The 23,701-nt window shown below is 45.6% G+C and carries 23 protein-coding genes; 2 read left to right on the forward strand and 21 right to left on the reverse strand.

The genetic code is table 11. From position 1 onward, the window contains the following. Nucleotides 1-153 precede the first annotated feature (153 nt). Both MNQ98_RS24725 and MNQ98_RS24730 read right to left on the reverse strand, forming a co-directional pair. Complete coding sequence (locus MNQ98_RS24725; protein ID WP_241930608.1) at nucleotides 154-2,424, reverse strand: YhgE/Pip domain-containing protein; 2,271 nt, start codon at nucleotides 2,422-2,424, stop codon at nucleotides 154-156. 279 nt (nucleotides 2,425-2,703) lie between these two features. Beyond that, on the reverse strand, nucleotides 2,704-3,285 hold the full coding sequence (locus MNQ98_RS24730) for a TetR/AcrR family transcriptional regulator (protein ID WP_241930609.1): 582 nt from the start codon (nucleotides 3,283-3,285) through the stop codon (nucleotides 2,704-2,706). 304 nt (nucleotides 3,286-3,589) lie between these two features. On the opposite strand from MNQ98_RS24730, the gene MNQ98_RS24735 reads away from it, so the two are divergent. Then, on the forward strand, nucleotides 3,590-4,753 hold the full coding sequence (locus MNQ98_RS24735) for an MGDG synthase family glycosyltransferase (protein ID WP_241930610.1): 1,164 nt from the start codon (nucleotides 3,590-3,592) through the stop codon (nucleotides 4,751-4,753). 134 nt (nucleotides 4,754-4,887) lie between these two features. On the opposite strand, the gene MNQ98_RS24740 is transcribed toward MNQ98_RS24735, so the two are convergent. The 3 genes from MNQ98_RS24740 to thpR all read right to left on the reverse strand — a co-directional run bounded on the left by MNQ98_RS24740 (nucleotide 4,888) and on the right by thpR (nucleotide 7,162). Continuing rightward, on the reverse strand, nucleotides 4,888-5,571 hold the full coding sequence (locus tag MNQ98_RS24740; protein ID WP_241930611.1) for a metal-dependent hydrolase: 684 nt from the start codon (nucleotides 5,569-5,571) through the stop codon (nucleotides 4,888-4,890). A 44-nt stretch (nucleotides 5,572-5,615) separates the two neighbouring features. Then, nucleotides 5,616-6,497 carry a cell wall hydrolase gene (locus MNQ98_RS24745; RefSeq protein WP_208917936.1) on the reverse strand — a complete coding sequence of 294 codons (882 nt, stop codon included), beginning with the start codon at nucleotides 6,495-6,497 and terminating at the stop codon, nucleotides 5,616-5,618. A gap of 92 nt (nucleotides 6,498-6,589) precedes the next feature. Next, the gene (thpR, locus tag MNQ98_RS24750; RefSeq protein ID WP_241930612.1) at nucleotides 6,590-7,162 is read right to left on the reverse strand and encodes an RNA 2',3'-cyclic phosphodiesterase; all 573 of its coding nucleotides are present in this window, start codon (nucleotides 7,160-7,162) and stop codon (nucleotides 6,590-6,592) included. A gap of 324 nt (nucleotides 7,163-7,486) precedes the next feature. On the opposite strand from thpR, the gene MNQ98_RS24755 reads away from it, so the two are divergent. Then, complete coding sequence (locus MNQ98_RS24755; RefSeq protein WP_241930613.1) at nucleotides 7,487-8,440, forward strand: D-2-hydroxyacid dehydrogenase; 954 nt, start codon at nucleotides 7,487-7,489, stop codon at nucleotides 8,438-8,440. A 289-nt stretch (nucleotides 8,441-8,729) separates the two neighbouring features. On the opposite strand, the gene MNQ98_RS24760 is transcribed toward MNQ98_RS24755, so the two are convergent. The 16 genes from MNQ98_RS24760 to MNQ98_RS24835 form a co-directional block, all read right to left on the reverse strand. After that, on the reverse strand, nucleotides 8,730-9,701 hold the full coding sequence (locus tag MNQ98_RS24760) for a THUMP domain-containing class I SAM-dependent methyltransferase (protein WP_241930614.1): 972 nt from the start codon (nucleotides 9,699-9,701) through the stop codon (nucleotides 8,730-8,732). A 111-nt stretch (nucleotides 9,702-9,812) separates the two neighbouring features. Next, the gene (locus MNQ98_RS24765; protein WP_241930615.1) at nucleotides 9,813-11,237 is read right to left on the reverse strand and encodes a deoxyguanosinetriphosphate triphosphohydrolase family protein; all 1,425 of its coding nucleotides are present in this window, start codon (nucleotides 11,235-11,237) and stop codon (nucleotides 9,813-9,815) included. A gap of 114 nt (nucleotides 11,238-11,351) precedes the next feature. Further along, a complete protein-coding gene (locus MNQ98_RS24770; RefSeq protein WP_241930616.1) occupies nucleotides 11,352-12,140 on the reverse strand; it encodes a glycoside hydrolase family 73 protein in 789 nt (262 codons plus the stop codon). Further along, nucleotides 12,127-12,576 (reverse strand): phage holin family protein, encoded by a 450-nt coding sequence (locus MNQ98_RS24775; RefSeq protein ID WP_241930617.1) that lies wholly within the window; start codon nucleotides 12,574-12,576, stop codon nucleotides 12,127-12,129. The genes MNQ98_RS24770 and MNQ98_RS24775 overlap by 14 nt, the downstream gene beginning before the upstream one ends. A gap of 310 nt (nucleotides 12,577-12,886) precedes the next feature. Next, nucleotides 12,887-13,144 (reverse strand): phage holin family protein, encoded by a 258-nt coding sequence (locus tag MNQ98_RS24780; protein WP_241930618.1) that lies wholly within the window; start codon nucleotides 13,142-13,144, stop codon nucleotides 12,887-12,889. A gap of 410 nt (nucleotides 13,145-13,554) precedes the next feature. After that, nucleotides 13,555-13,725 (reverse strand): hypothetical protein, encoded by a 171-nt coding sequence (locus MNQ98_RS24785; protein ID WP_241930619.1) that lies wholly within the window; start codon nucleotides 13,723-13,725, stop codon nucleotides 13,555-13,557. Then, the gene (locus MNQ98_RS24790; RefSeq protein ID WP_241930620.1) at nucleotides 13,722-14,060 is read right to left on the reverse strand and encodes a hypothetical protein; all 339 of its coding nucleotides are present in this window, start codon (nucleotides 14,058-14,060) and stop codon (nucleotides 13,722-13,724) included. Before MNQ98_RS24790 ends, MNQ98_RS24785 begins: the two co-directional genes overlap by 4 nt. Next, nucleotides 14,057-17,104 (reverse strand): hypothetical protein, encoded by a 3,048-nt coding sequence (locus MNQ98_RS24795; protein WP_241930621.1) that lies wholly within the window; start codon nucleotides 17,102-17,104, stop codon nucleotides 14,057-14,059. Before MNQ98_RS24795 ends, MNQ98_RS24790 begins: the two co-directional genes overlap by 4 nt. Then, nucleotides 17,104-17,652 (reverse strand): YmfQ family protein, encoded by a 549-nt coding sequence (locus MNQ98_RS24800; protein WP_241930622.1) that lies wholly within the window; start codon nucleotides 17,650-17,652, stop codon nucleotides 17,104-17,106. The genes MNQ98_RS24795 and MNQ98_RS24800 overlap by 1 nt, the downstream gene beginning before the upstream one ends. Then, on the reverse strand, nucleotides 17,649-18,707 hold the full coding sequence (locus tag MNQ98_RS24805; protein ID WP_241930623.1) for a baseplate J/gp47 family protein: 1,059 nt from the start codon (nucleotides 18,705-18,707) through the stop codon (nucleotides 17,649-17,651). Before MNQ98_RS24805 ends, MNQ98_RS24800 begins: the two co-directional genes overlap by 4 nt. Then, on the reverse strand, nucleotides 18,700-19,113 hold the full coding sequence (locus MNQ98_RS24810) for a DUF2634 domain-containing protein (protein ID WP_241930624.1): 414 nt from the start codon (nucleotides 19,111-19,113) through the stop codon (nucleotides 18,700-18,702). The genes MNQ98_RS24805 and MNQ98_RS24810 overlap by 8 nt, the downstream gene beginning before the upstream one ends. Beyond that, nucleotides 19,110-19,406 (reverse strand): DUF2577 domain-containing protein, encoded by a 297-nt coding sequence (locus MNQ98_RS24815; protein WP_241930625.1) that lies wholly within the window; start codon nucleotides 19,404-19,406, stop codon nucleotides 19,110-19,112. Before MNQ98_RS24815 ends, MNQ98_RS24810 begins: the two co-directional genes overlap by 4 nt. A 6-nt stretch (nucleotides 19,407-19,412) precedes the next feature. After that, nucleotides 19,413-20,378 carry an XkdQ/YqbQ family protein gene (locus MNQ98_RS24820; RefSeq protein ID WP_241930626.1) on the reverse strand — a complete coding sequence of 322 codons (966 nt, stop codon included), beginning with the start codon at nucleotides 20,376-20,378 and terminating at the stop codon, nucleotides 19,413-19,415. Between the two features lie 12 nt (nucleotides 20,379-20,390). Next, nucleotides 20,391-21,110 carry a LysM peptidoglycan-binding domain-containing protein gene (locus MNQ98_RS24825; RefSeq protein WP_241930627.1) on the reverse strand — a complete coding sequence of 240 codons (720 nt, stop codon included), beginning with the start codon at nucleotides 21,108-21,110 and terminating at the stop codon, nucleotides 20,391-20,393. A gap of 1 nt (nucleotide 21,111) precedes the next feature. Continuing rightward, the gene (locus MNQ98_RS24830) at nucleotides 21,112-23,037 is read right to left on the reverse strand and encodes a phage tail tape measure protein (protein ID WP_241930628.1); all 1,926 of its coding nucleotides are present in this window, start codon (nucleotides 23,035-23,037) and stop codon (nucleotides 21,112-21,114) included. A 194-nt stretch (nucleotides 23,038-23,231) separates the two neighbouring features. Continuing rightward, nucleotides 23,232-23,654: a phage tail assembly chaperone gene (locus MNQ98_RS24835; protein ID WP_208917915.1), complete on the reverse strand. Its 423-nt coding sequence runs from the start codon at nucleotides 23,652-23,654 to the stop codon at nucleotides 23,232-23,234. Nucleotides 23,655-23,701 lie beyond the last annotated feature (47 nt).

Genomic DNA, 23,701 nt, shown 5'->3' on the forward strand with positions numbered 1-23,701 from the left:
TGTAATATCAGTGCAATTCAAACTTTTTATAAATACGATAAGATTTGTTTTTGTGATTCGACTCACAAAAAAAGGAATATATCCATGTATTTTAATGCAAAAAAAAGAACAAAAAAGACATTCCGAATCAATCGGAATGTCTTTTTAGTAATGTTATGCAGTAGCCGGAGCTTGAGTTTCCGACTTCACTTTTTTCAAATGACGGTTCGTTAAGAAATAAACGGCCGTCAAGATCAGGAATACACCACCGAAGATTCCCAACACTCCGGCGCTTCCCCACATATGCCCTGTATCTCCTGTCGATATGACAGCTTTAAATCCATCTACACTGTACGTCATCGGCAGCAGCGGATTCAGAACCTTCATCCAGTCTGGAATTAATTCAAGAGGGAAGGTTCCTGCACTCGTCGTAAGTTGGAAAATGAGAATGACGATGACAACGAACCGTCCAGGCATATCAAGCCAAGTAACGAAGGCTTGAACCAGGAACATGTAAGACAAACTTGTAATGATAGCAAACAGATAGAACAGTGGTACATTTTGAACTTCCAGATTCAATCCGTACAGAACAAGTACAACAGCTAGCAGCGCCTGTATAAGGCCCATGCCTGCAAATGACAGTGTACGGCTGACGAACCGGTTCATTCTGGACGCATCTGCCACGGATGTTTCATAGATTGGCATAACGATTGACGAAATCAGCGCTCCGACAAACAAGCCAAGGGACAGGAAGTATGGAGCAAATCCCGTACCATAGTTAGGTACTTCACTTACTTTATGCTCATCTACTTTAACGGGTTCTGCAAACATATTGACAGTTTCATCCGTTGTTTTCACTTCTCCGGTCTTGTCGGCTGCTTCATTCAACTTGTCTGCAAGCTCTCCGGAACCTTCTTTCAGTGTACCCATTCCATTTAGCAGTTCACCAGCACCAGCATCAAGCTGCTTAGAGCCGTCTGCCAGAGTAGTAACGCCGGTGCCCAGTTTACCGGCACCTCCTGCAAGCTGCTCCGTACCTTTGTTCAGAGCAACCGCGCCACTAGCAAGCTCTTTGCTGCCTGCAGCCGCTTCTCCCAGTTTCGTGCCAAACAGCTTCATTCCTTCAGACAACTTACCTTGACCTGCGCTCAACTGCTTCACACCTTCGAGAAGCTGCTGATTGCCTGCCGCCAGCTGCTTGCCACCCTGTGACAGCTGCTCTGCTCCTGCGCTGAGCTTGCCTGCGCCTGCACTTAGCTCGGTTGTTCCCTGTTGAAGCTGTGACGCTCCTGCAGCCAACTGCTTCTGCCCTGCATTCAGCTCAGCACTTCCCGCAGCCACTGCCTGGCTCGTTGCGAGCAACTTCTGAACCTCAGGAATAGCTGCGAGTTCAGGGTTGATCTCGGTCAGCATCTTGAGACCTTCAGCTACACCTTTAGAACCCTGCTCAATAGCAGCTGTTCCCTCCAGTGATTTCTTCAGTCCGGCTTCCAACTGATTGCTGCCTTCAACCGTACGATCAGCACCTGCTTTCAGTGCTGCAGCTCCACTCTGGTTAGCCTGCAAGCCTTCGGACAGCGTATTACTTCCTGCCGCAGACGATTCAATTCCCGCCTGAAGCTTCGCTCCACCCTGACGGGCATCTTGAGCTCCTGTTTCCAGCTGCTTATGTCCCGACTGCAGTTGTACTAAACCGGAGGACAAAGTTCCTGCACCTGAGTTCAGTGCACCAGCCCCTTTGTTTAACTCCTCAACGCCCTTCGTCAGAGGCTCAATTCCTGCTACCAGCTCTTCTGTGCCGTCGACCATTTTGGCTAGGTTCTCTTTAAGCTTCAATGTTCCTTCATCCAGCTCCTGAGCACCATCGGAAATTTTTGTAGCTCCGTCTCCGGCTTCCTGAAGACCATCGGACACTTTTTCCACTTGCTCAAATAGTGTCTCCGTATAGGCTTCGGTTACTTTAGCGGATACCTTCGATTGAATTTCCTTTACTGCACTGCCGCCGATCTGGCCTGCCAAAAAGTTATAACCCTCATTCGGTTCAAACAGTATTTTTGCAGGCTCCGGATGGTCATCCATTAGCGTTGTTGCCTGCTGTGAGAAATTGTCGGGGATCGTAATCGTCATATAATACTTATTGTTGCGCATCCCCTCTTCGGCTTGCCCACGATTTACGAACTCCCACTGAAAATCGTTGCCTTTCTTCAGTTCATCAACCAAATCATTGCCTACCTCAAGCGTCTTCCCTTCATATACCGCACCCTGATCGTTATTGATCACAGCTACAGGCAGTTCATTCATTTTACCGTACGGATCCCAAAAGGCTCCGAGGAACATGCCGCTGTACATGACCGGGATGAACAAAACGGCGATAATCGGGATCAGAATTTTCGGATTCCGTGCCGCACTAGTAAGATCTTTAAAAAACACTGATAATGATTTCATCCAGTCTCTCTCCTTTTTTTATAGATACAGCAGCTTAGTGCCGACATCGTTGTCCTCAAGGGACTCTTTTTATAGTATTGTTCTCTCCACCTATAATACTGATTGACCATTTACCCCATTCGGTCAGTTCGACCGAAAAAAAAACTCCTTGAAACACCGTCTGCTGTATAGCAGAATAAACTCCCTTACCGTTCATAGAGACAAGAAAAATTGTGTCACAGTTTCTTAAGTCCCAGCATTCTCGTCTCTATGTACTGACGACTGTTTAGCAGATTTGGCTCAGCCCGGAGACCTTAATCCTTCTGCCAAAAAAAGCAGCATGTACTCCTTGATTTGCTCTTTTTGAAGCGGTTCTCGCAGGTTGTTGAAATCCGCCGTCAGTGCTGCATAGAGCCTCAACATTACGAAAGATACCACTTGGGGATCACAGGGCTTAATCTCACCGTTTTGGATGGAATTCTCCACTATCCCCTGCAAATATCCCACAATCACGTTCTCCACCTTAGTCAGGCTGTCATTTGCCTTAGGTGTACCAAATTCCCGCTGTTCCTGTGATAGCTTGATAAACAGCGCGTGCTCATCCCGGAACTCGAGCAAAGCATCCAGTACACGGTACAAATTATCAAAGAAATCTCTGTCCTCACGAATTGTTCGTTCAGCTATGCGCTTCATTTCCAATATTGCCCCATGCAGGATCTCATCAAACAGCTCTTCCTTATTCGTGAAAAACGTATAAATGGTTCCTTTACCTACGTTCGCAATCTTCGCCACCTGATCCATCGTCGTCGCCTTATACCCAAATAACGCAAACGATTTTGCGGCAGCTTCCAGCACCTGCTTCCGACGATCAACCGCTGACAAGCCAACCCCTCCTTGATTCTCGTATTCCTACGAACTGACCAAAAAACATTTTCGGTCACCCGGTCAAAAACCACTTTATCAGAATCCTTCCTGTAATGCAATACTTTTTGTGAAAAAAAATGAAATTTTTCATTTTTTTCATCGCAGGGGTACTGAAAAGTTTTTGCGTCTAATAAATAGATGAAAGAATGAAATGCTTTGCGAATTTGAGCGTATATTACTATACATGTATTTTTTTTAACGCCGCTCTTCAAAAAATGATTCCTATTTTGTAAGATAGAGGGAGAAAGAAGTAGGTGAAATTATGCGAAAAATTAGAGTGCTCCTATTTTCGGAGGGATTCGGCACTGGTCATACACAAGCGGCGTACGCTTTGGCTGAGGGGCTAAAACGGAAAAATCCCAACATACAGTGCCGCGTCATTGAGCTCGGTAATTTTCTGAATCCAACCGTAGGTCCGTTAATCTTATCGGCGTATCGTAAAACAGTTAGCGTACGTCCGAGGCTCGTGGGTTTGCTCTATCGTTCCCAATATAAAAAGTCTCTGAACCGGCTTACACGTCTTGCTCTGCATCGTATCTTTTACGCGCAGGCCGCGCAGGTTATTAATCAGTTAAAGCCGGACGTAATCATCTGTACACATCCATTTCCGAACGCAGTCGTTTCCCGGTTAAAGCGCCAGGGACTAAATGTTCCACTGTATACACTCATAACTGATTACGATGCTCACGGTACTTGGGTCAATTCTGAAGTAGATGAATATCTTGTCTCCACTCCGCAGGTCAAACAATTGTTGATCCAACGAGAAATATCGCCGGAGTACATCCATGTAACCGGTATTCCGGTTCATCCAAAATTTTGGGATCAGGTCAACAAGGAACAGCTGCGGACTGAACTGAAGCTCAGCAACATGCCTACGGTTCTGATTATGGGCGGTGGCTGGGGTCTGGTGTTTAATAAAGACTTGCTTCGCAAGCTTGCATCCAGAGCGAATGACATTCAGCTTGTGTTCTGTATGGGACAAAACGAAAAATTGGTGTGCAGCATGCGCGAAAATCCACTATTCCGGCATCCGAACATTCATGTGCTGGGTTATCGTAAGGATATTCATAAGCTGATGGACGTTTCGGATCTCCTCATTACGAAGCCCGGCGGGATGACATGCACAGAAGGGGCCGCCAAAGCGATCCCTATGCTCTTCTACGAGCCCATTCCCGGGCAGGAGGAAGAGAACTGCCTTTTTTTCGTAAACGAAGGCTTTGGGGAAGTCTTGGACTCTCCTGAGGTTGTAGATAAATGGCTCGACCTTCTGTCCAATCGCTATGATACCGTTGTGAATTATCGCCGCGAATTACTTCGCAGCAGATTGCCTTACTTAGATCCGGACAACTGTGCGGTTCAAGTACTCGGTATGCTGTCTCATGTTGAGGAAGATGATTATTCTGATGTTGTTCATCCTGTTGGCTGATACGAATTAGTGTAAACACTCTTCTCATTCATATATAACTCACAAAAGGACTGTTCCGACGGTAGGTTTGCCTACCCATCAGAACAGTCCTTTTTTCTAGTTGTCGAAATATGGTTTCTATTATATATTAAAAATCAAATATTTATACTTTCTCCCGGCTTAAGTGGATAACCCTCTAGGCCCGTTTGCCGGAGCCGATCACAGAACAACACAGGGTCCTGCTCAATTTGTGGGAACGTATTGTAATGGACTGGTATCACCTTCTTGGTACGGATCCATTGGGCAGCTAGTAAAGCATCATCAGGGCCCATCGTAAATGCATCGCCGATCGGCAGTGCCGCACACTCGATATTGTTCATTTCCCCAATGAGGCGCATGTCTCCAAACAGACTCGTGTCTCCGGCATGATAGAATGTCTTGTCCCCGATCGTCAGTAGAACACCAGCAGGCTGTCCAGCATAAATCCAAGTATCCCCTACAGAGATGGATGACGAATGAAAAGCTTGCGTGAATTTCACCTTAAATCCGTTGAATGCAAAGCTTCCGCCAATATTCATTCCGTGGGATTTTACACCTTGATTAGCACAGTATCCTGCCAGCTCAAAAACAGCGATGACCGGACAATCGTTTCTCTTGGCAATCCCGATACTATCACCAAAATGATCGGCGTGCCCATGGGTAAGAACGACAGCATCTACCTGGATGTCATCAGGCGATATCCCCGAATTGGCATTACCTGAAAGAAACGGATCGATAATGACGCGTATTCCGTTCTCCTCCACCAACATGCACGAATGGCCATAATACGTAATTTTCATAGATCAAAACACACCTCCTGACTATAGTTTACCCAAATCAGGGGTTACTTGTAAAAGGAATGGTTCCCAATCTTCTTCGCAAATGTTCTTGAATGATGCACAGTAAGGTCCTGAGCAAGCTTCAAAGACAAAAAGAAATAAGTGTCATCGCTCACTGCCTTATGACCATGCAGCGCAGCAGTAACCGCTTTGATCGTTTCTTTGCTCGGGTCGACACGATTAATACGCCCGTTTCCTACCGGACTAAATTGATATTTTTGATAAATAACCTTCTTAATGGTATCGGGAAAATTGGCTGACCGCAGCCGGTTTAAGACAACATTGGCAACTGCCACTTTGCCTTCGTACGGTTCGCCTTCCGCTTCTGCCATCACAATCTTCTGGAGCAGAAGCAGCTCTTCAGCCGACAAAGCGTATTTCCAGGTCGCTTTCTCTTTTTCGTCCTGAGTTAATGTCTTTGTTCTCGTGAAGAATAATGTTTTGGGGGGTTGTTGGCTCTTGGCCTGTGAATTTGCAGCAATTGTCCCCTCTTGTTTCTTAGGCTTGGTCTGGTTTGCGGGCTCTGACTTCGCCGCAGCCTTGGACTTACTCTTAGAAGTTCGGTTTGCGGTATCAATGGTGAACTTATTTCCCTTCAGCCTTGATTCCGGAAAGGACAATATTACGTCTTCTTTCGGTTTCCACTTCTGGAATTGATTTGAAGCATAAAAAGCTGGCAGTACCCTATCGCCTTTTTCAGATAAAATTCGACCTGTCATATTCAATTCGGTCTCGGGGATCACCACAGCAGTGTCCTTTTGCGTTTTTTTCTCCCCTTGGCTTGCGTTTGTCTGCATCCCCAGCAGACTTATTAAAGACAAACTCACAAAAAGGGCTCCGACCAGCAGAGCCACCCAGCGGTTTTGCCGTAACATTTTGATACCCATATCTTTCCTCCTATACGTCGGCACATTCCTACTCTATGTAACCCGAAATTCAGGAGATGAAAACAAGGGTCTCCATTGAATCTATGAAAGATTCAACTTCCAAACTCCATCTTCCCCAATATTTCGTACATAGGACTTGAATGCATATTGGTCCGGAACAACACCAAGCCATCGGCTGTCCAGCTTGCTGGTTCTGGTCCTGTACTTAACAGATCGGAAGTTATGTTCCCATCCGTTAATTTTCTTGCCGCTGTGATATGCGGTCTGTAAGGCCTGTCCTCCGCTGCAAAACCCAAAGGTGCCATTGCAGAAGTTACCCGTTGCTGAAGATGCTCAAGCTTCTCCAGCTCCCCTGAAATGCCTGCCCATAGTATGCGCGGAGCAGATGCCGGCCCAAATACGCCGGCCCCTTGAAGACTTAATTGAATAGGCTGTTGTGCAGCAGCGATCGTTCGCAGTGAAGATACTACGGATTCCACACTTCCGGCTTTCGTATCTCCAAGAAACTGCAACGTAATATGATAATCCTGCGGATGCACCCATTTACGAAAAGACAACTGTGTTCCAAGCTCTTGCGTCCACCGTGTAATGCTGTCTGACACCACTTTTGGTAAAGGAATAGCGATGAATAAACGCATGACCGGTTCTGTTTCGGCAGCATTCATAATACAACCTTCTTCCTGCTTCGCAATGGATTTGATGCCATTAGTCTTCACAAAACTCGCACTAAGTTTAACATGATACCACAAAATCGCTAAAAGTGAATGCAAAAAAATGCCATTTGTGAAATGTTCAACTTATGTATTGATGATTAAATGTATTTTTCTGCAAACTTTTTCTGGCTAAAAAAATGTAGCAGATTACCTCTGTAGAGCACGTCGTTCCAGACGTTTCAGTCGTTTCTGAACATGCGCATCACGTTTAAATCTGATAAGATGATCATAAAATCTTGGCATTTTTTTCATTACATTCTCAGGAGGTTAGTTCCCATGCCAAATATTGTTGCCTTGCACGAACTCACGACCGAACAGATGCAAAAAATAAGAGATATCGCCCCAGATTATGAACTTATTGCAGGCAAGTATAAGGAACTGCCTTCCGGCACGGTGGCTCAGGCGGATATTGTGCTCGGATGGACCAGCTCCGCCACTGAAGAAGTGCTTAGTGATCACAGCCGCATCCGCTGGATTCAGGTCTGGTCAGCCGGTGTTGACAGGATGCCTCTTAAAGAGCTGGAGCAAAAAAATATTTTTCTGACCAATGCCAGCGGCGTGCACAGCATACCGATTACGGAGCAAATATTCTCGATGCTGCTCGCCTATACTCGAAATCTTCATCATGCTGTCCGGCAGCAATCACAGAGCAAATGGGATAAATCCGGAACATTCCGTGAACTTTCCGGCAAAACAGCTGTCATTGTCGGGGTGGGACAAATCGGCAGTACAACGGCAAAGGTAGCCAAAGCCTTTGGAATGAGGACCGTTGGAGTCCGGAGATCCGGTAAACCCGACCCTAACGTCGATGTCATGTATACCGTGGATCAACTGGACCAAGCTTTGGCTGAGGGTGATTTTATCATTAACATCCTCCCGCTCACCGATGAAACCAAAGGTTTGTATGATGCGGGTCGTTTTGAGGCGATGAAGGACGGTGCCTTTTTCGTCAATATGGGGAGAGGTCCCAGCGTGAATACAGAGGCGCTTATCGAAGCGCTAAAATCCGGCCATCTGGCTGGCGCGGGTCTGGACGTATTTGAACAGGAGCCTCTTCCAAGCGAGCATCCGTTGTGGGGCATGGACAATGTGATCATCACACCACATACAGCAGGTGATACCGTACACTATACCGATCGTGTACTCGATATTTTTATCGAAAATTTGAAGGCTTATCGTCAAGGTGAAGCTCTGCCTCGTAATGTGATTGACTATGGAAAGGCGTATTAAAGAACTGTAGCCTCGCATCACTACGAATTCGGATTATTCTTACGATCGCTGTTGCCCCCAGATTTCTTGTAATGTATTTTATAATCGATGAAATCTGGGGACAGCTTATGCTTCCGATGCGAGCTTTCCTTTGGAAAGCTTTTGGGCGAACGCTTCGCTTCTCCAGAATAATTCCGCCTTCTCCGTTGGAGTAATTTCAATATATCTAGATACTGCTTTCTCCGTTAAAGTTAATTTCAATATATCTAGATACTTTTAAAAGTAACTTTCCTTCCGTCTTCATCACCAATTATGAGCACAGCCATATATCACGTACGAAGGTACCTTTTGTGACTTGAGCATATCCGAGTACCTGCCATCCTGTTTGATTCAGTATGTCTTTTAAAGGTTCGGTGCTTACAATAACCGCACGCTTCGTCAGCCTTCTGAGGCTGCCAAGCATCCGAAGCTTGTCTTCCAGCGGAAATACCGAGCAGACGTTGTAAGGTAGATCCAGTAATGCCGTGTTGTAACTTCCCTGCAGATCATTCATATCTCCGAGCATAACCAATGTATCGGAATACCCGTAATGCCGCAGGTTCACCCTCGCACCCCGAACGGCCAACGGATTGATGTCGCAGCCTTCTATGTTCAGCCCCATCGATAAAGCTTCAATCAGCACGTTCCCCATTCCACAGCACGGATCCAGCATCTGAACGCCTTCTTTGTCAGGAGCGGCGATATTTACAAGAGCACGTGCTACCCGCGAGCTGAGCCCGGTGGAGTAATTTTGCGGTTTCTGTTTATGAGACAACCAGGCACGCTCAGGATAATGACATTCACCGAATAGCCAGCTGCCGTATCGGTACAATAATCCAAAGGTAATATCTGGAGATTTCATATCAGCCTTTCCGCTAATCTTCCCCCCTACCAGACGTTCAACTCCGCGCTGTTCATCATAACTGAGCTTATCCCCTACCTTTAGATAGACCACTTTGAAACTGGAGTCTGTAAGCTGTATAAAGGAAGCTTGCTCGGCAATCTCTTCGATCGTGTCACCAGTCAGCAGCACGTCCATTCTTGCGGATAGAAATGGACTTCTATCCGGATCGATCTTCCGCTCACTGTGAACCCAGGAGCTTCCGATTTTGGATTCCTGTCCTAGCAGCTCACGCAGCTCCAGCATGCACAGATCCTGTTCCGATTCATGGCATGCAAAAGTATAAATGTATTGGTAACGACCTTCGGTCGTAAAGTTTGTTAAAAATTCGAAGTTTATCATGCCTGTCATCATTCTTTCATCGTTGGTTTAGTTTCCGAATCGCGAGACAAGATCCAGTACACTTCATCTAATCCCGCTCATGGATTCTCCTTTTCCCCGTTGTCCTCTGCACTAATCCAGATCATAAATGGAGCCTACCTTAAGTCCATATAATTCATTATAGATCTTCTCCGCGTAGGCATCGGTCATCCCGGCAATATAATCGATAACCATGTGTTCCCAAGTCCAAATGGGATTGGGCCTTTTCTGGTCTGCTTCATACCGGTTGAGCCAATCGGACGGGATAATGGCTTTGGAGGCGATCGGATCTAGGAATGCGTCCCACAACCGCTTAATCACCCATTCACTGCGTTTTTGCAGGCGCTGGACCCGCAGATCACTAATCATGGTTACCCAGGCAAAGCTTTTTAGCACACTCACGGTGCGCAGCATATCTTCATCCTCTACGCCATCTTTCACAAAGGTTACCTTTTTCCAGTCTCCGTCCGGAATGACGCCCAGACTGCCAACAAACAGGCTGACCCAATAGGCTTTCACCTCACGGCGTGTTCGGGAATAATCGTTCTCGCACACCGGCATTTTCTCTTTCCATATCCGTAAAAAATAATCCAGCACTTGTACCACCTTGGGTTCCACTTGCTCCTTGGTCCAGCCCTTCCAGACTTCGTCCTCCAAGGTCATAATTTTCTCCACAATGAGACGGTTGAGATGGCTGTCGCGAAGAAAGTGCTCGTGAACCTCAATTTTGCCGGCTTTGATCCCGTCCTCCAAATCGTGTGCCGAGTACGCAATATCGTCGCAGAGATCCATAAGCTGAGCTTCCAGCGTCTTTTTCCCTTCCGGAACGCCCCATTCCTGGCGGATCTGGGAGATGTATTCCCATTCATGACGGTACATGCCCTTGGGATTCACAAGACCGGAAAACGGATATTTGTTAATGCCAAGCAGCACCGCGTCGGACAGGTTGAGACCGTTCACGTCTTCTCTTTTTTCCAAAAACATGATCAGGCGGAAATTGTGCGCGTTGCCTTCAAAATGCTCATATTTCTGGCGTATGGACTGCTGAATGTTCGCAGCCTGCTCCGGTGTAGGAATGCCTGGCAATCGTGTTAGTTCCTCTTCCGTCTTTTGGTCGATCAACCGTTCCAAAATGCCTTGCAGTACTTCCTCGCCCTTGTGGCCGAATGGAGGATGACCGAAATCATGCACAATCGAAGCGCACTCTACGACCTCGGAATCGATAATAAGTCCGGCATTATCAGCGGCTTCCGGAAGCACTTCCGGATATGAGCGAGCAAGGCTTCGTGCCGCTTCGCGGGCGATCTGGGCTACTTCCAGAGAGTGAGTGAGCCGGGTACGGTAATAGTCTCCTGTTCCGGCCCCGAATACTTGGGATTTTCCCTGTAGGCGCCGAAATGTTGGGGAATGAATCAGCCGGGAATAATCCCGCTCATACACTGCCCGGGAAGCATCCACCTTCGTCTTCTCCGGGTATTGCCGGTGTTCTCTAAGCTCCTTCAATTTGGTCGTTTCCATGCTGCTCACTCCTATTTATCTGTTTCTTTCATTCAACTTCGCGTTTATTTCATACATTATAAGGCATCACAGCATGGAAACGAAAATAAGGAACTTTAATTGGAACGATTAACTTCATTTAGTGCCGTCCAACAGGCCGAGTCGGTAAAGAACGGTCATCGCCCGGTAGAAATCATAACTGCCTTCTTTGCCTTGTATCACGCCGGCTTTTATGGCAGCTTGCAGCGCAGGCTCCGCCCAGCTCGGTACAGATTCGGAAGTATGGAGATTCTGTAATGACTTCACCGTATTTTGCAGCTGATTGATTTGAGACTCCTGTTTCTCCACAATCTTCGTTTGTGCAGCCTGGTTGTCCGTCAGAAGACGTACCTGCTCCTTCAGTTTTTGTACTTCGGCAGTCAACGCTTCGATTTTCACAATATCCTCCTCCTTTACTTGTCCTTGCAGATCATATTGGTTAAGATCATACTTCTCTATAATAGAAATAAGTTTTTGCGGATAGCTTGGGTCGGTTGCATACCCGCCCTTCCATATCGCTGTGGCAGCTGTTTTATATTCAGCCCATAGTACGCCGTGATACCGTTTCGGCTTGTCACGCGTCCCATTCAGAATCAGACGGGTATGGTCTTCTACCGATTCACTCCAGGAATTATATTTTCGAAATTGGGCGTTCGTTGTATAACGCGTCTGTCCTTTGTATTCGACCGTAGGCATCGTTACACTACCGGCGGGACCTGTACCTTTGATACCAAACAGGTTGTTGGCTTTTTGCGTCAGGCCGCTTTTGCCCCAATTGGACTCCAAAATAGCCTGAGCGATGGTTAAAGAGGCCGGAACGCCGTAGCGACGCATGTCCTCTACTGCAATAGGTGCAAGCTTGGCTATAAATTCATGAGGCTTCATCTTTATTTTCCTCCTTTCGTTCAATGTTGTTCTCTTCCTCTGATTTCGTTTGGAAGACTCCTACTACTTTACGCAGCGATTGCGGGATAGGAACCCCCATTCGCCCGACGTTCTCAATAATAGACAAGAGTTCATTGGCCAAATAGAAGAATGTCACCGTATTTTGAAAATAGTTCATCTCTCCAAGTACCTGATCGATGAGGTGAGTAATCGCGATAATAAGAAAGATGGTCATCTTTCTAGCAATTCCGATATAGCCGATCCGGCTCCGGAGTTCTCCGTTCATCCAAGCCGCCGCCCATCCGGTCAGCCAGTCGATAATGACAAACCATGACAGCAGATGAAGCAGCAGCGACCAACCGCCCCAGAAATACCCGGTCACGGCCCCCGTGCCCGCCATAAGCATCTTAAACAACTGACCGATGTGCTCATACATATACTTTCCTCCTTTGGTTGATGGGATTTTTTAAATTGGGTAGAGATAAAGGATTAATTTGATAGAAACGCAATGATGGGGTTAAAATTGTCTCAGTCAGATAGCTGAGTTACATTAAGTGACCAAAACTTGAGCTTTAATGCTGTAGATTATCGTAATTGAATTTCAAGTTTAAGCAGCTGTTTCTCTTAAAAAAATGATAAGTGTGAGAAAAATAAAAGAGCCCGGGTATGCCGAACTCCAATTCAGAAGCTAGTTTATTGTGTAGTCTGAAGCATCACTTAACTTGTACTTTTGCGAGATTTTCTGCTCACTGGCTGTTAACTCCATTCTTGGCTTGCTTTACAGCCTGATGACCAAAAACCGAAAATGCTCCAGCAAGTATGCCTTGGATCAACGCCTCAACACTCCATCCAATCAGACCCATTGTTAATGCCACAGCCAGCACAACGACAATGTACACGATACTCCAATCAGGTACCTTTGGAGTTTTCTTTAAGATGAAGCCGATAACCCAACACGCTGACACGACGATAAACAAACGCGGATCAATAAGTTCTGAAATCATGTTTATTTATTGCTGATAACTTATTACAATCCATACGGCCTAAATATCTCTTAAATAGATCCTGTAAACGACACACCATAAAAGGTGCTAAATTAAACTCATTTCTAGCATCAGCTTTCTTATCAAAGATTCTCAGTGCTTCTTCTGCTTTGCGCTTCGCGTCCTAGCTGTTTCTTAAACATTATCTAATGTTGCAGCCAAAGCACTTAAAGGTCGCTTTAGTGTTTCTTCAATAAGAGCAAGCCGCATCCGGATTTCTGTTACAAAGCTATAATCAGTTTTAGGCACTGTTCTCACCCTTCGGATTGCTCCATTCAATTTCCCCCTATCTATAAAAGAAGCCCCCGGATAACCGGGGGTATAAAAAAACACACTCCCAATTGAAAGCATGTTTGTTATACCGTTTGCGTTTAGATCGGGTAAATCTCCCCAGCCTCATCTACGTTATAGCCCTTTTCCTCCAAAGCAAGCTTTACACTTGGTTTATCTCGCTCCATCACACTGTTATATGTCCGTCCACTATCAATAATCACCGTTGCATAAACTCGATGAATATACTTAATAACTACCTCTGCCATCATACAGTGCCTCCTTGTGCAATCAATTCGTATAATTCAAATGTTGCGTTGTTTGCCTCTGTTATCTTAGCATCTTGCATCGCTTGGCTTTCATGCAGTTCCAGTGTTGCGGCTTGTGCTTCGGCTAACTGTGTCTTTAATTTTTCGTTATCCGCACGAAGTGCCACCAATTCGTCATTTTCTATGTCAAATTCGCCGTCTAACTCAAAAATGCTAAAATCTGATATGCCGCGAAACGCGAATATTTCATTTTTACCGTTGTAGCCAATGATGTCCGTGTCAGTTTTAACAATACGCTCAGCCTCATAAATATCTTGATTAAATGATAATTTTCTCATTTTATAACTCCTCCCGAATCTGTTTGCTCGGCTGTTACCGCACTTGCCTGTGTACCTTCTTTTAAAATCGTTGAGCCTTGTCTAGCTTTCAATCCTACGGAATTATTCGTACCAATAAAATTGTATGAGTATACCGTCCCCGATCCATAATATGCTTCAATCACTGTTCCTCGATTAGATATCTCACAGTTGCTCATTCCTGTATACGTCGTGGACGTAATTCTAAAAGCTGGATTGCCACTTGAATTTTTATTACGAATATGGCCGACAAAAACAAGAGAGTTCCTTTCTATTTCTGTGATACCGTATTCGTAACCATCTAAATTTCTATCCACTTCAAAGTAAGATACATTAATACTGGATGTACATCCAGTGATAGTAATCTGAGGTGTTTTTGCCATTGGATATGCTAATCCACCGCTTTCATTATATTTTTTCCCATAAATAGAAAGTCCATTTAAATTTGTTATGTTTCTAAGTTCAATTTTTTCATTAACTGTTGTTGCACAATGTATCCATACAATATCCCTGTAATACTTAACAGCTCGGCTTACTGCATGTTTAATTGTTTTAAATGCTTTTGCCTCGGTTAGTCCATCATTGTTATCATTACCATTAATATTATCTACATGTAAATGCACCCTTTGTGGAAACGGGTTATCTATAACGATCCTTATCCAGTCTGATCCGTTATAATACTCTAAATTCCCATCATTAACTCTTAGACCGTGCGACCCATATTCATCAGTTACAACAGTATAACCAGCTTGTAAAGCTACCTCAACATTGCTAATACGTTTATTAACGTCCACCATGTCTTGCAGTATTGCCTTTTCGTTAGTTGCATATGATCCGGTGAATGGAACGATAGGCGACTTGTTGAGCATCAGGTATGTGACGGAATAAGTTACTTGTGGATCATAATCACTACTACCTTTACCATCAGCACCTGTATAGGCTCTGACTGTACCGTGGGAACTAGCAGCCCTATCATATGACCAAAATGTTTTCTTATTATCTGCATAGACTCCTACTATATCAGCCGCTCTTTTCTTTAATCGAGAATCACCACCAGTAGGATAAACAAGAGGATCGTTGTTGATATACCAATTTCCTGTGTCAAAAGTGGGCTCCACGATCTCACGTACTATAATCCCCGTGCCTACCTCGACCTGATTGTTACCTTCGTTAAACGTCAAAATACCCTCGGATTCGATAGGCTCGACTGTAGGTTTTGCGAGTTGATATACAAGTTCGTAAGGCGTATAACCCATGTCGTTAATTACAGTTGGAAGAGTCCATGTTCTGCCTTCCATAACAACCCCAGCTAACTGTCCAGTCCCATTTGTTCCAGTGCCGCTGTATATTTTTCCCCAGCATTTATTAAGTCCGTCTGTTCTATTATAAGGTGTTGTCCAGTTCGTCCCTTCTGTACCATCGCACATCTTCCATCCCAAAAAATACGCTTTAATCTCATCAGCTGTCGGCGTGTAGTTGTCGCCCCATCCACTGTCTACGTTAGAGATAGCGACGTATAGTGTTTTTTGATTAGAATGTAAATGACAAGTATCTGCTGCGCTTGTTGCACTATCGTTAGCTAGTATTTTCCCGTCAAACTTCATCATGTTCTGTGACTGAGAAATACCTTGACTTGTAATTTCGGCCCATATCGTCTTGTAGCCTGAACCTGCTCTAAAGTAGACATAAGGAAAAGTGTCATTTAGCACAACTTTTTTCCACTTCGCCAGCTTGAAATACTGCCCGTCCTTATCGAAAACTTCGTCTGCATTTTCGCCTGTAACCTGATGAGCGTATAAGTCCGTTTGCAGCGCAAGCATGGCGTCTTCTCGTTGTTTGAACGGTTTCGGAGTGGAGCCGATTGTTAGCATAGGATTCTCGAAAGAAAATGTACCCGAGGTAGCCACATTAGATAATTGCACTATTATATAGTCTGTTTTTGCGTCGACAGTATATGATTGTGAAAAGAATCCGCTATTGTCTGTTGTTTCTGCTATTGGATACCCAATTACGGTACCATCTTCTTTATACTCACCCAATACCATTCGACCACTTCTTGTCGTAGAAAGCGTGTATGTCTGACCGCGAACAACGCGGATTTTTGGAGAGACGGTTGCTTGATACTGTGCTGTAACAGTTTTACTAAGTTTGTATGGACCTTTAACTGTATCAGTTGTTCGCAATTCCCACTCATAAAACGGCGGCAGCAGATTCTCACCGTAACGGATCGCGTAAGGATTACGTACAGGTTGAACGCTGTCAACGTATGGATATTCTGCAGCGACTTGTTCCGGTGTCATGCTGTCGATTGCGGCGTATTCGGCTGCTGAGATTTCATAGAATCGAAGACCGTCGATAAACGCATAATTCCCTGCGTAACCGTAAACTGTTGCGCTTAACGTAAATTCGTCCTCGGTTGCGGTAAACTTGGAATAAGCCGTACTAAATTTTGACGTGTCGGTGATGGATGCAGATGGCGCTAAATTTATTTTTCCTGATTTATCAAAGATTTCGATACGAACATTCGTCGCGTTCCCATTCTTCAACTCTCCAACAAAAATGTACTGTTTCCCGACTGTCACAGGTACAGATTTGTAAATATTACCGACAGTGTTTTCAGCACTTAACGTTAGTTTTATCGAGTTGCTTCCGGAAACTTTATTAGCCGCGTCCAACGTGGAAACAGCTCGGGCGGCTCCCCATTTGGATATGTCCTCGCAATCTCCGTCCCGACCGAGCAGATTAACCAACGTCCGCCCCTTAATTCCGCCTAAAGAAAAAGTCGCACTCCGTTCCGCGTTAAGGATTTTCATCCCTGCGTTGAGTACGACTTCTTTATGTTTTTCTACATCAAAACGTTGCGATATGTCTGTAACGCCTGTTAATGCTTCGTTCACTTTCCCAGCAAACTGATCTATGGAATCAGCGTTCTGATCAATATATTTTTCCAAATCAAAATAAGTGGTGGCTGGTGAAGTGCGGTCAATTTTGTTTAATCCAATATTCGGCGTTTTAGGATTTCCCACTATACTCTTCCTCCTCCTAAAAATCTATCTTGCGTTGTCGACTCGGTCTGAAGAATTGTCATGTCCTCTACCTCTTCTATCGTGAGATAACGCAGTGCGTATTCAACAGCCAAGTGCGCTGGCTTGATGTCCTCCATGGCAGATTTAAGGTCTTCAAGATTTGGAGGAATGCCCAGCGTATCCATGAACCGAATGGTAATCTTATATTCTGCCGGCTGAACTGTGACATCGATACTCCCGCGTTCAAAAGCCTGCGCCACATTCTTCAACATGCTGCCAGACACCTTGCCGCTGCCCCTCATTTTCGAGATGATCACAGAGCGCCGCTGCTCTACTGGCTTGGAAAGATTCGTAGGAATACTCAAGTCCTGTTCATATCTCGATAGTGTCCACGTTGCCGTCTCCGGGTAGTGCTGATCCAGCATATCCTTAAGGCGACCAGCCAATATGTCCAGTTCAACACCCTTCGCTGAAGCAATCGATTTCATCTCCGTAATCTCTTGGTAATAAGACGGCAGATAACTTAACCATGCCTCTGCTTTGCTCATGTCACCGTCACCGTCCCTAGCACAGCTACGGCCTCCGGCTCAATCAGGATACTCTCTTCGCCACCATTCACAGTCAGCTTTTCATAGTCAATTACCTGTGGCATATCCAGCACCACATTGGCAATCCGGTTATACCGTACCAACGGGTCGACCATAGCTAAGTCCTTAAGGTATTTTCGTACTGCCTCCTCAAGTTGTCCTTGAATACCGTCCATGCCTGCTCCTTCTAGCAGGGTTACCTTGACGTCAATATTAATTGGAACTTCTGTAGCTCCTACTATTGTGACAACGGAACCGACCGGGGCAGCTCCCTCACCCATCCCATCTTGAGTCGGATCTACATACTTCTGAACTGCCTCCACAACCGATACCGTGGGCGACCTCATATCATTGTTCAGCAAAACAACCTTAACTGTGCCTGGTCCATTCCACAGCGGAAAAGCCTTCGCCTTTCCCACCCCTGAATTCTCCCTTGCCCACAGCTCGTACTGGTTCCGGTTAGCGCTCGTTACAGGACGGGAAATCTTTTCACGATAACGATCATATAAAGCTTCATCCAACTCGGTATCTTCACCAGGTACCCACAATTCCGAAAGCTCGGCTTTCACAAGTCCATTGATGTAATCTAGCGGCAGAAGGGTACCAAAACGACGATTGCCTTCCTTTCCTGTGCTCTCACACTCCAGAACATACTGTCCGGTCTCGACCCTCTTGATCACTTTGTAGTTAAAAGGATCCAGTGAAAACCGGCTGCCAAGCGGTACATCCATTGGAACAGCATTCTGTCCGGAAAACAGCCCGAGCAATTGTGCCTTGGTGGCCTGCTTTCGGACAATTCCAGACCAGGCAATGCTGCGGTCCAAATATTCTCCCGACGCGGTTGCAGCAAACTTCAGATTCATGGAGTTTTCCAGCTCCACATACATTTGTGCCAATTCGGCAGCGGACGGAGCTAACGCATCAAAAATAATGCTCCCCTCTCTCTTGTCGATCTGATCCGGAATCCGCTCCAGCATCCGTTCCAAAATCACCTCATAGGTCTGCTCCTCAACCATCCTTCCTCACCTCCTTTTTCATATCAAAAGCTCCATACACACTGCGGACTGTAAACTCAGCCATTGCCTGCTCACCCGCAAATGCAATATTCATATCATCCACTGACAAAATCCGGTCATCTTGCAGCAGCGCTTCCTTAATGTGACGTTCAATTTCGGCATATGCCCATAACGGATCACGGCCAATGACAGCATCCAACTCTTGCCCATAGTCACTGCTATAGATTAAATGTTCAAAACGGCGGGTCTGAAGTATTTTAACTACTGCCTGTTTGATCGCCAAAAGCCCATCAACTTGCCCTGATATTGTTCCTTCTTCCAGATTCAATCGATACGTCAGACTGGGCTGATCTACGTATTCTGAAATCTCACTTTCCGGCAAAAGCGTTCCTCCCTGCGGAATCATGATGGCTTCACCAGCCGATCCAGCACAAGATACGTCTGCCCGCCCTGATAACGGACCAACAGTACTGTATCACCTGTTTTTAAACCTTCACGGATCACATATTCTTCACTGCCGATGTTCAGCTTGTACTCCGTCATGGACTCCCCAACAACTAAAAAATCCTCCGTCAGGCTGAAACGCTGGTCCACGTTCACCTCAAGAGGATTTTGAGAAGTTACGATGCCATAGAGCACCGCCATTGGGTTCGTGCTGCCTACGGCGCTCAGGCTCGCTTTTTTAATAATATCCAGCATCAATCGTTACACCACCTTCATATTCAACGACATCGTATGGGTGTCATTGGAAAACTTATGCGTGCACTCATCGATCAGATACGGTTTTAAACCTTCACCGGGAAGATTAACGTAAATCGTATTTCCGGCACGGACTCGCAAGTCCCCAATAGCCTCAACCGACAGTGTCTGTTCCTCCCTGTTTTTCAGCTCCAGCAAGTTTTTAGCGAGTTCTTTTAACTGTGCAGGGTTCATGTTTTCGTCTGCCACTTCATACAGAGAAAGAAGCCCCCACTGAGCGATATTCTGCCCATGCTGATAAAGGTACACATCCCGCTTTCCGGTCTCCTTGTTGTCCCGAACGACCTTGATCCGGTTGTACGTCTCATTGTCGATACTCTTTTTGTACGAAAAATCCGTCATCAGGCTGTCTTCTCCGATGGCCAGCATAAGCAGCATTTCATTGATGTTTTTTAGCGTCAGCTCTCCGAACTGATCGTAAAACATGTAATACTGCCCGGTGGCGATCAGCGTAGCATCGAGCCCTTTGGAAATCGTATCAATCAGCTTTTTATTGTCTTGCAGCATGGAGGGTATCGTATGATTGGTATCCGCTAGATTCCCCGTTTTCAGATTGTAATCCTTGGCAATTTTGCGAATGATGTCCTCCACCTTAACATTCTCGAAACGGTACGTTTCATTGCTTGATAGGTATCGAACTTGATCATAAGCCATCAGCTTCACCTGGGCATCGGCTCCCCATTCTTTTGAGAAGACGTATCCATAGAACAAATCCTTGTTGTCCTTGCGAAAACGCACAATATCGCCGTTTGCCACATCAAACTTTTTACTCTGTGCCAGTCCATCATTTACAAATGTCATGTCCAAACTCGCCGGCTTAGCCTGACGACTTGTCTTCCATGTAATATCCGTGACAACTTGTCCCAGATCCCACACGCTTCCATTTTTTCGATCCAGCATAATCTCGATCATGAGAACACCCCCTTACGGAATCTTAAGAACCCGGCCCACAGCAAGCTTACGAACCTCATGGTCCTTGATGCCATTCAGCTTCTGAATCTCCGCATGACGTGAACCGCTGCCGAGAAGCTTTTGAGCAATACTCCACAAGGAATCGCCCTTGGCTACCGTATAGGAGGTCGGTTTTTTTCGATCATCGGGTCTGCTAATCTTCTTCACTGAAGTTGATAATTTCCCTTTTACAGGTACAACCTTACGAGCTCCATAAAAAACATAACGCTTTAATGTGATTGAAAATTCTATATCCTCCGGCGAACCGGAAGCTGTGTTCCAATCAAAGCTTTCAATGGAAGCAGCCATATTGATGCCAAAAGTTTTCATACCCCGCACTACATTACCTTTATCCGTGCCGCTCAGCGGATCCGGGACCAAGCCGGTCAGAACGAAGCGGACAGGTTTCCTGCTCTCCATCCATTCCTTGATCTTGTTCACATAATCAATTGGAAGTTTGAGTTCGCCATTTGAGTCTAAATGAACAAAGGGATACATCCGGCCCGGAAAAAAGCTGTTAAAAGATATTTCCGTCAATTTCGGATACAGAATCGCATTGATTTCTCCAAGACCTGCCACCGTATACGATTTGCTGTCACCGCTGTCCTTGACGTTAATTTTCTCCGGATTAACCGGAAAACGAAACACTTCCTCCTGATTGTTAAAGCTCAGGAATAATCCATATTCACTCATGCTACAAATAAACCCCCTCCGCACTGGATACAAACTGCTCTTCAAGCGTTCGGTTAATTCTGGACATGATCGTATCCAGATCCGCACCAGAGTTAATATCCCCTGTCGTCATTTGCACGGTTGGCGTTAACGTGATCATGTTGCTGATCGCATTGACTTCAGCCAAATCCCGCATGACTTTAAGGTCCTCACTCGCAACGTCAACCGAATTGTCTACTTGTCCGATGGAATCAATGCTGCCTCCCGTCGGAGATACAGGTACAGGTGCTTTAGGCATTGGGGCACTAGGCATTGGAGCGCTAGACATCGGAACGTTAGATGGTACAACGCCCGGAGTTGTTTTAGGGTAGGAAACATCCGGCCCTGTTTGATTCTTATTCCAATCATTAAGGATATCTTCCGACGGATCCGGTTTCTTATCCGGCATGAACTTTTTCGTTAAGTCATCCATGGAGAAGTCTTCAATGAAATCCTGTCCCTTCTCCTTAATTTTGGAGTAATCAGCCCGGAACTCAATCTCGGCAATCTGTTTTGATTCGATCCCAAGCAGATTAGCGAAAAATCCGGATACCGCGTTGACCCCTTTAATTAGGCCGTTAATCATTCCGATCACGAAATTAACTGCAGTTTCAGCGACATCCATAATAAAACCGAATGCGTTACTGAATACCTGCTTTAAGCCCATAGTGACAACTTTCCAAGCGCCAAAGGCTGCGATAATTGCAATAATTGCAGAAATAAACCACATAATGGGGTTGGCTTTCATAACCATGTTGAGAATTTTCATTGCTCCAGAAGTTAAACTAGTTGCTGTTCTCATAACTGCTTGAGCTGCGGCATAACCATAAGCAACCATCTTCCCCCACAGAAATGCAGCATTCAAAACGGCCAGCATTACACCAACAAAGATAATAACCGGAAGTAATCCCATAAAAATTGTAATGAGATTCCAAATAGCATCCCCGACTCCCATAATGACTCCTTTAATAAACTCCCATGCCGGAGGCACTGCCTCAGCAAGCCAAAGAAAACCTTGAGCTAGTAACGATAGTCCCATCGACAACGCGTTAATAAACGGATCAAGCGCCCCTGACTCAAAAGCGCCATTAATCATATCCATAATAGGAACGAGCGACTCCAGTGCACCGCTGCCAATCGAAACAAAGGCATTATTCACGTTTCCAAGTAGCTGCTGCCATTTGTTGACCGGAGAATCCATCATGGTCGACAAGGCTTCCTGCGTTATCCCTGATTTCTGCAGAAGACCATCCATCGATGCTACGAAGGTATCAAAGTTCCCTTTAGAAGCCGCGATCTCTGCTGAGAATTGTTTGATATTTGCTTCAGGAATATTAAACTCTTTGGCTAGTGAACTTGTGTCCCCCTGCATTGCACTCATAATCGCTGCCGTCGCATCTCCAGAGCTCTTGTCACCTGATGTAAGCTTGCTTAATCGATCAGCAAACCCATTAAGCTCTGATATCTGATCAGAGTTTTTTGTCACTGACATAAAAGAAAGAGCATTGTTAAGAGACTCATTGACATCCATTCCTGATTTCAGAGCATCCTGCTTGAATTTCTCAAACATCGCTGTTCCGACTTCCGGATTACCTACCTTAATTTTAAATAAGTCTTCAAGAGCTTGTTGCTCGGCTGCTGGTACTACGGAAACATTGGCTATGAACTTCACAGCACTATAAGCTTTGTTTAGCATTCCAAGTGCATTTTTTAGCTTGTTTGTCTCCTCTGCTCCCTCTGTAACTTCATTATTTAAATTTTCTTGAGCCCCCGCAGCCTGGTTAATTTTTTGGGTTGTTTTCTCAAAACCTAACGCCGCATTAAACATCTGATCAAAAACAAGTCTGTCCCAAAGGCTTACGTTCTTCAGTATCTTTGGAGCGACAAGTGTTTGCTGCATATTAGCCATTCCATCACCCCCTTCATTTCAAATCTACCTCCGCTTGCGAATCCGCTCCTGCTTTTCCTTCTCCACTCGCAACGAGATCATGGCATAGATGGCGGCCCGTTCCCGAGCCGTCATCGCCATGAGTTGATGAGGGAGGATATGCAGTTCATGGAGGGCATAATACGCGTAGTTCGCGTCACCATCGCCCTCTTTAATTAGTTTTTTACTTCGTCCACCAAGTCGTTCATGTCTCGGTCGAAGCCGTTGAGCGCCTGTACACGTTCACCGAGCGCAGCGAATTCGCCAGGCAGCAGCATTTTACGGAGAAGGGATTCGGCGCCCAGCACACCGTAAGATTTTTGAAGATCGCTATTTTTCAAATCCGGGTAAATGACGCTTGCTATCATCAGCTTCGCCATGTAGTCATTCGGGTCAATCTCCGGCGTAAACACCCCGTTCTTACCCTTCACCTTACGTGTCGCAGCTTTACGGCATTCTTGGTTCTCTTCCTCCGTGATACTACGCAGCTTCCAAGGTACCGGGCTTCCCTCCGCATCCTTAAAACGAACAGAGACCACGAATTGCTCCGTGATCTCCGCAGACGACTGACCTGCAAAAAACATACTAAAATCACTCATTTAACTTCCTCCTCATCTTTCTTTACACATTTGTTTATTCAAGGTTT

The organism is Paenibacillus sp. N3/727, from assembly GCF_022637315.1.
GTDB classification, from domain to species: Bacteria; Bacillota; Bacilli; order Paenibacillales; family Paenibacillaceae; genus Paenibacillus_AQ; species Paenibacillus_AQ uliginis.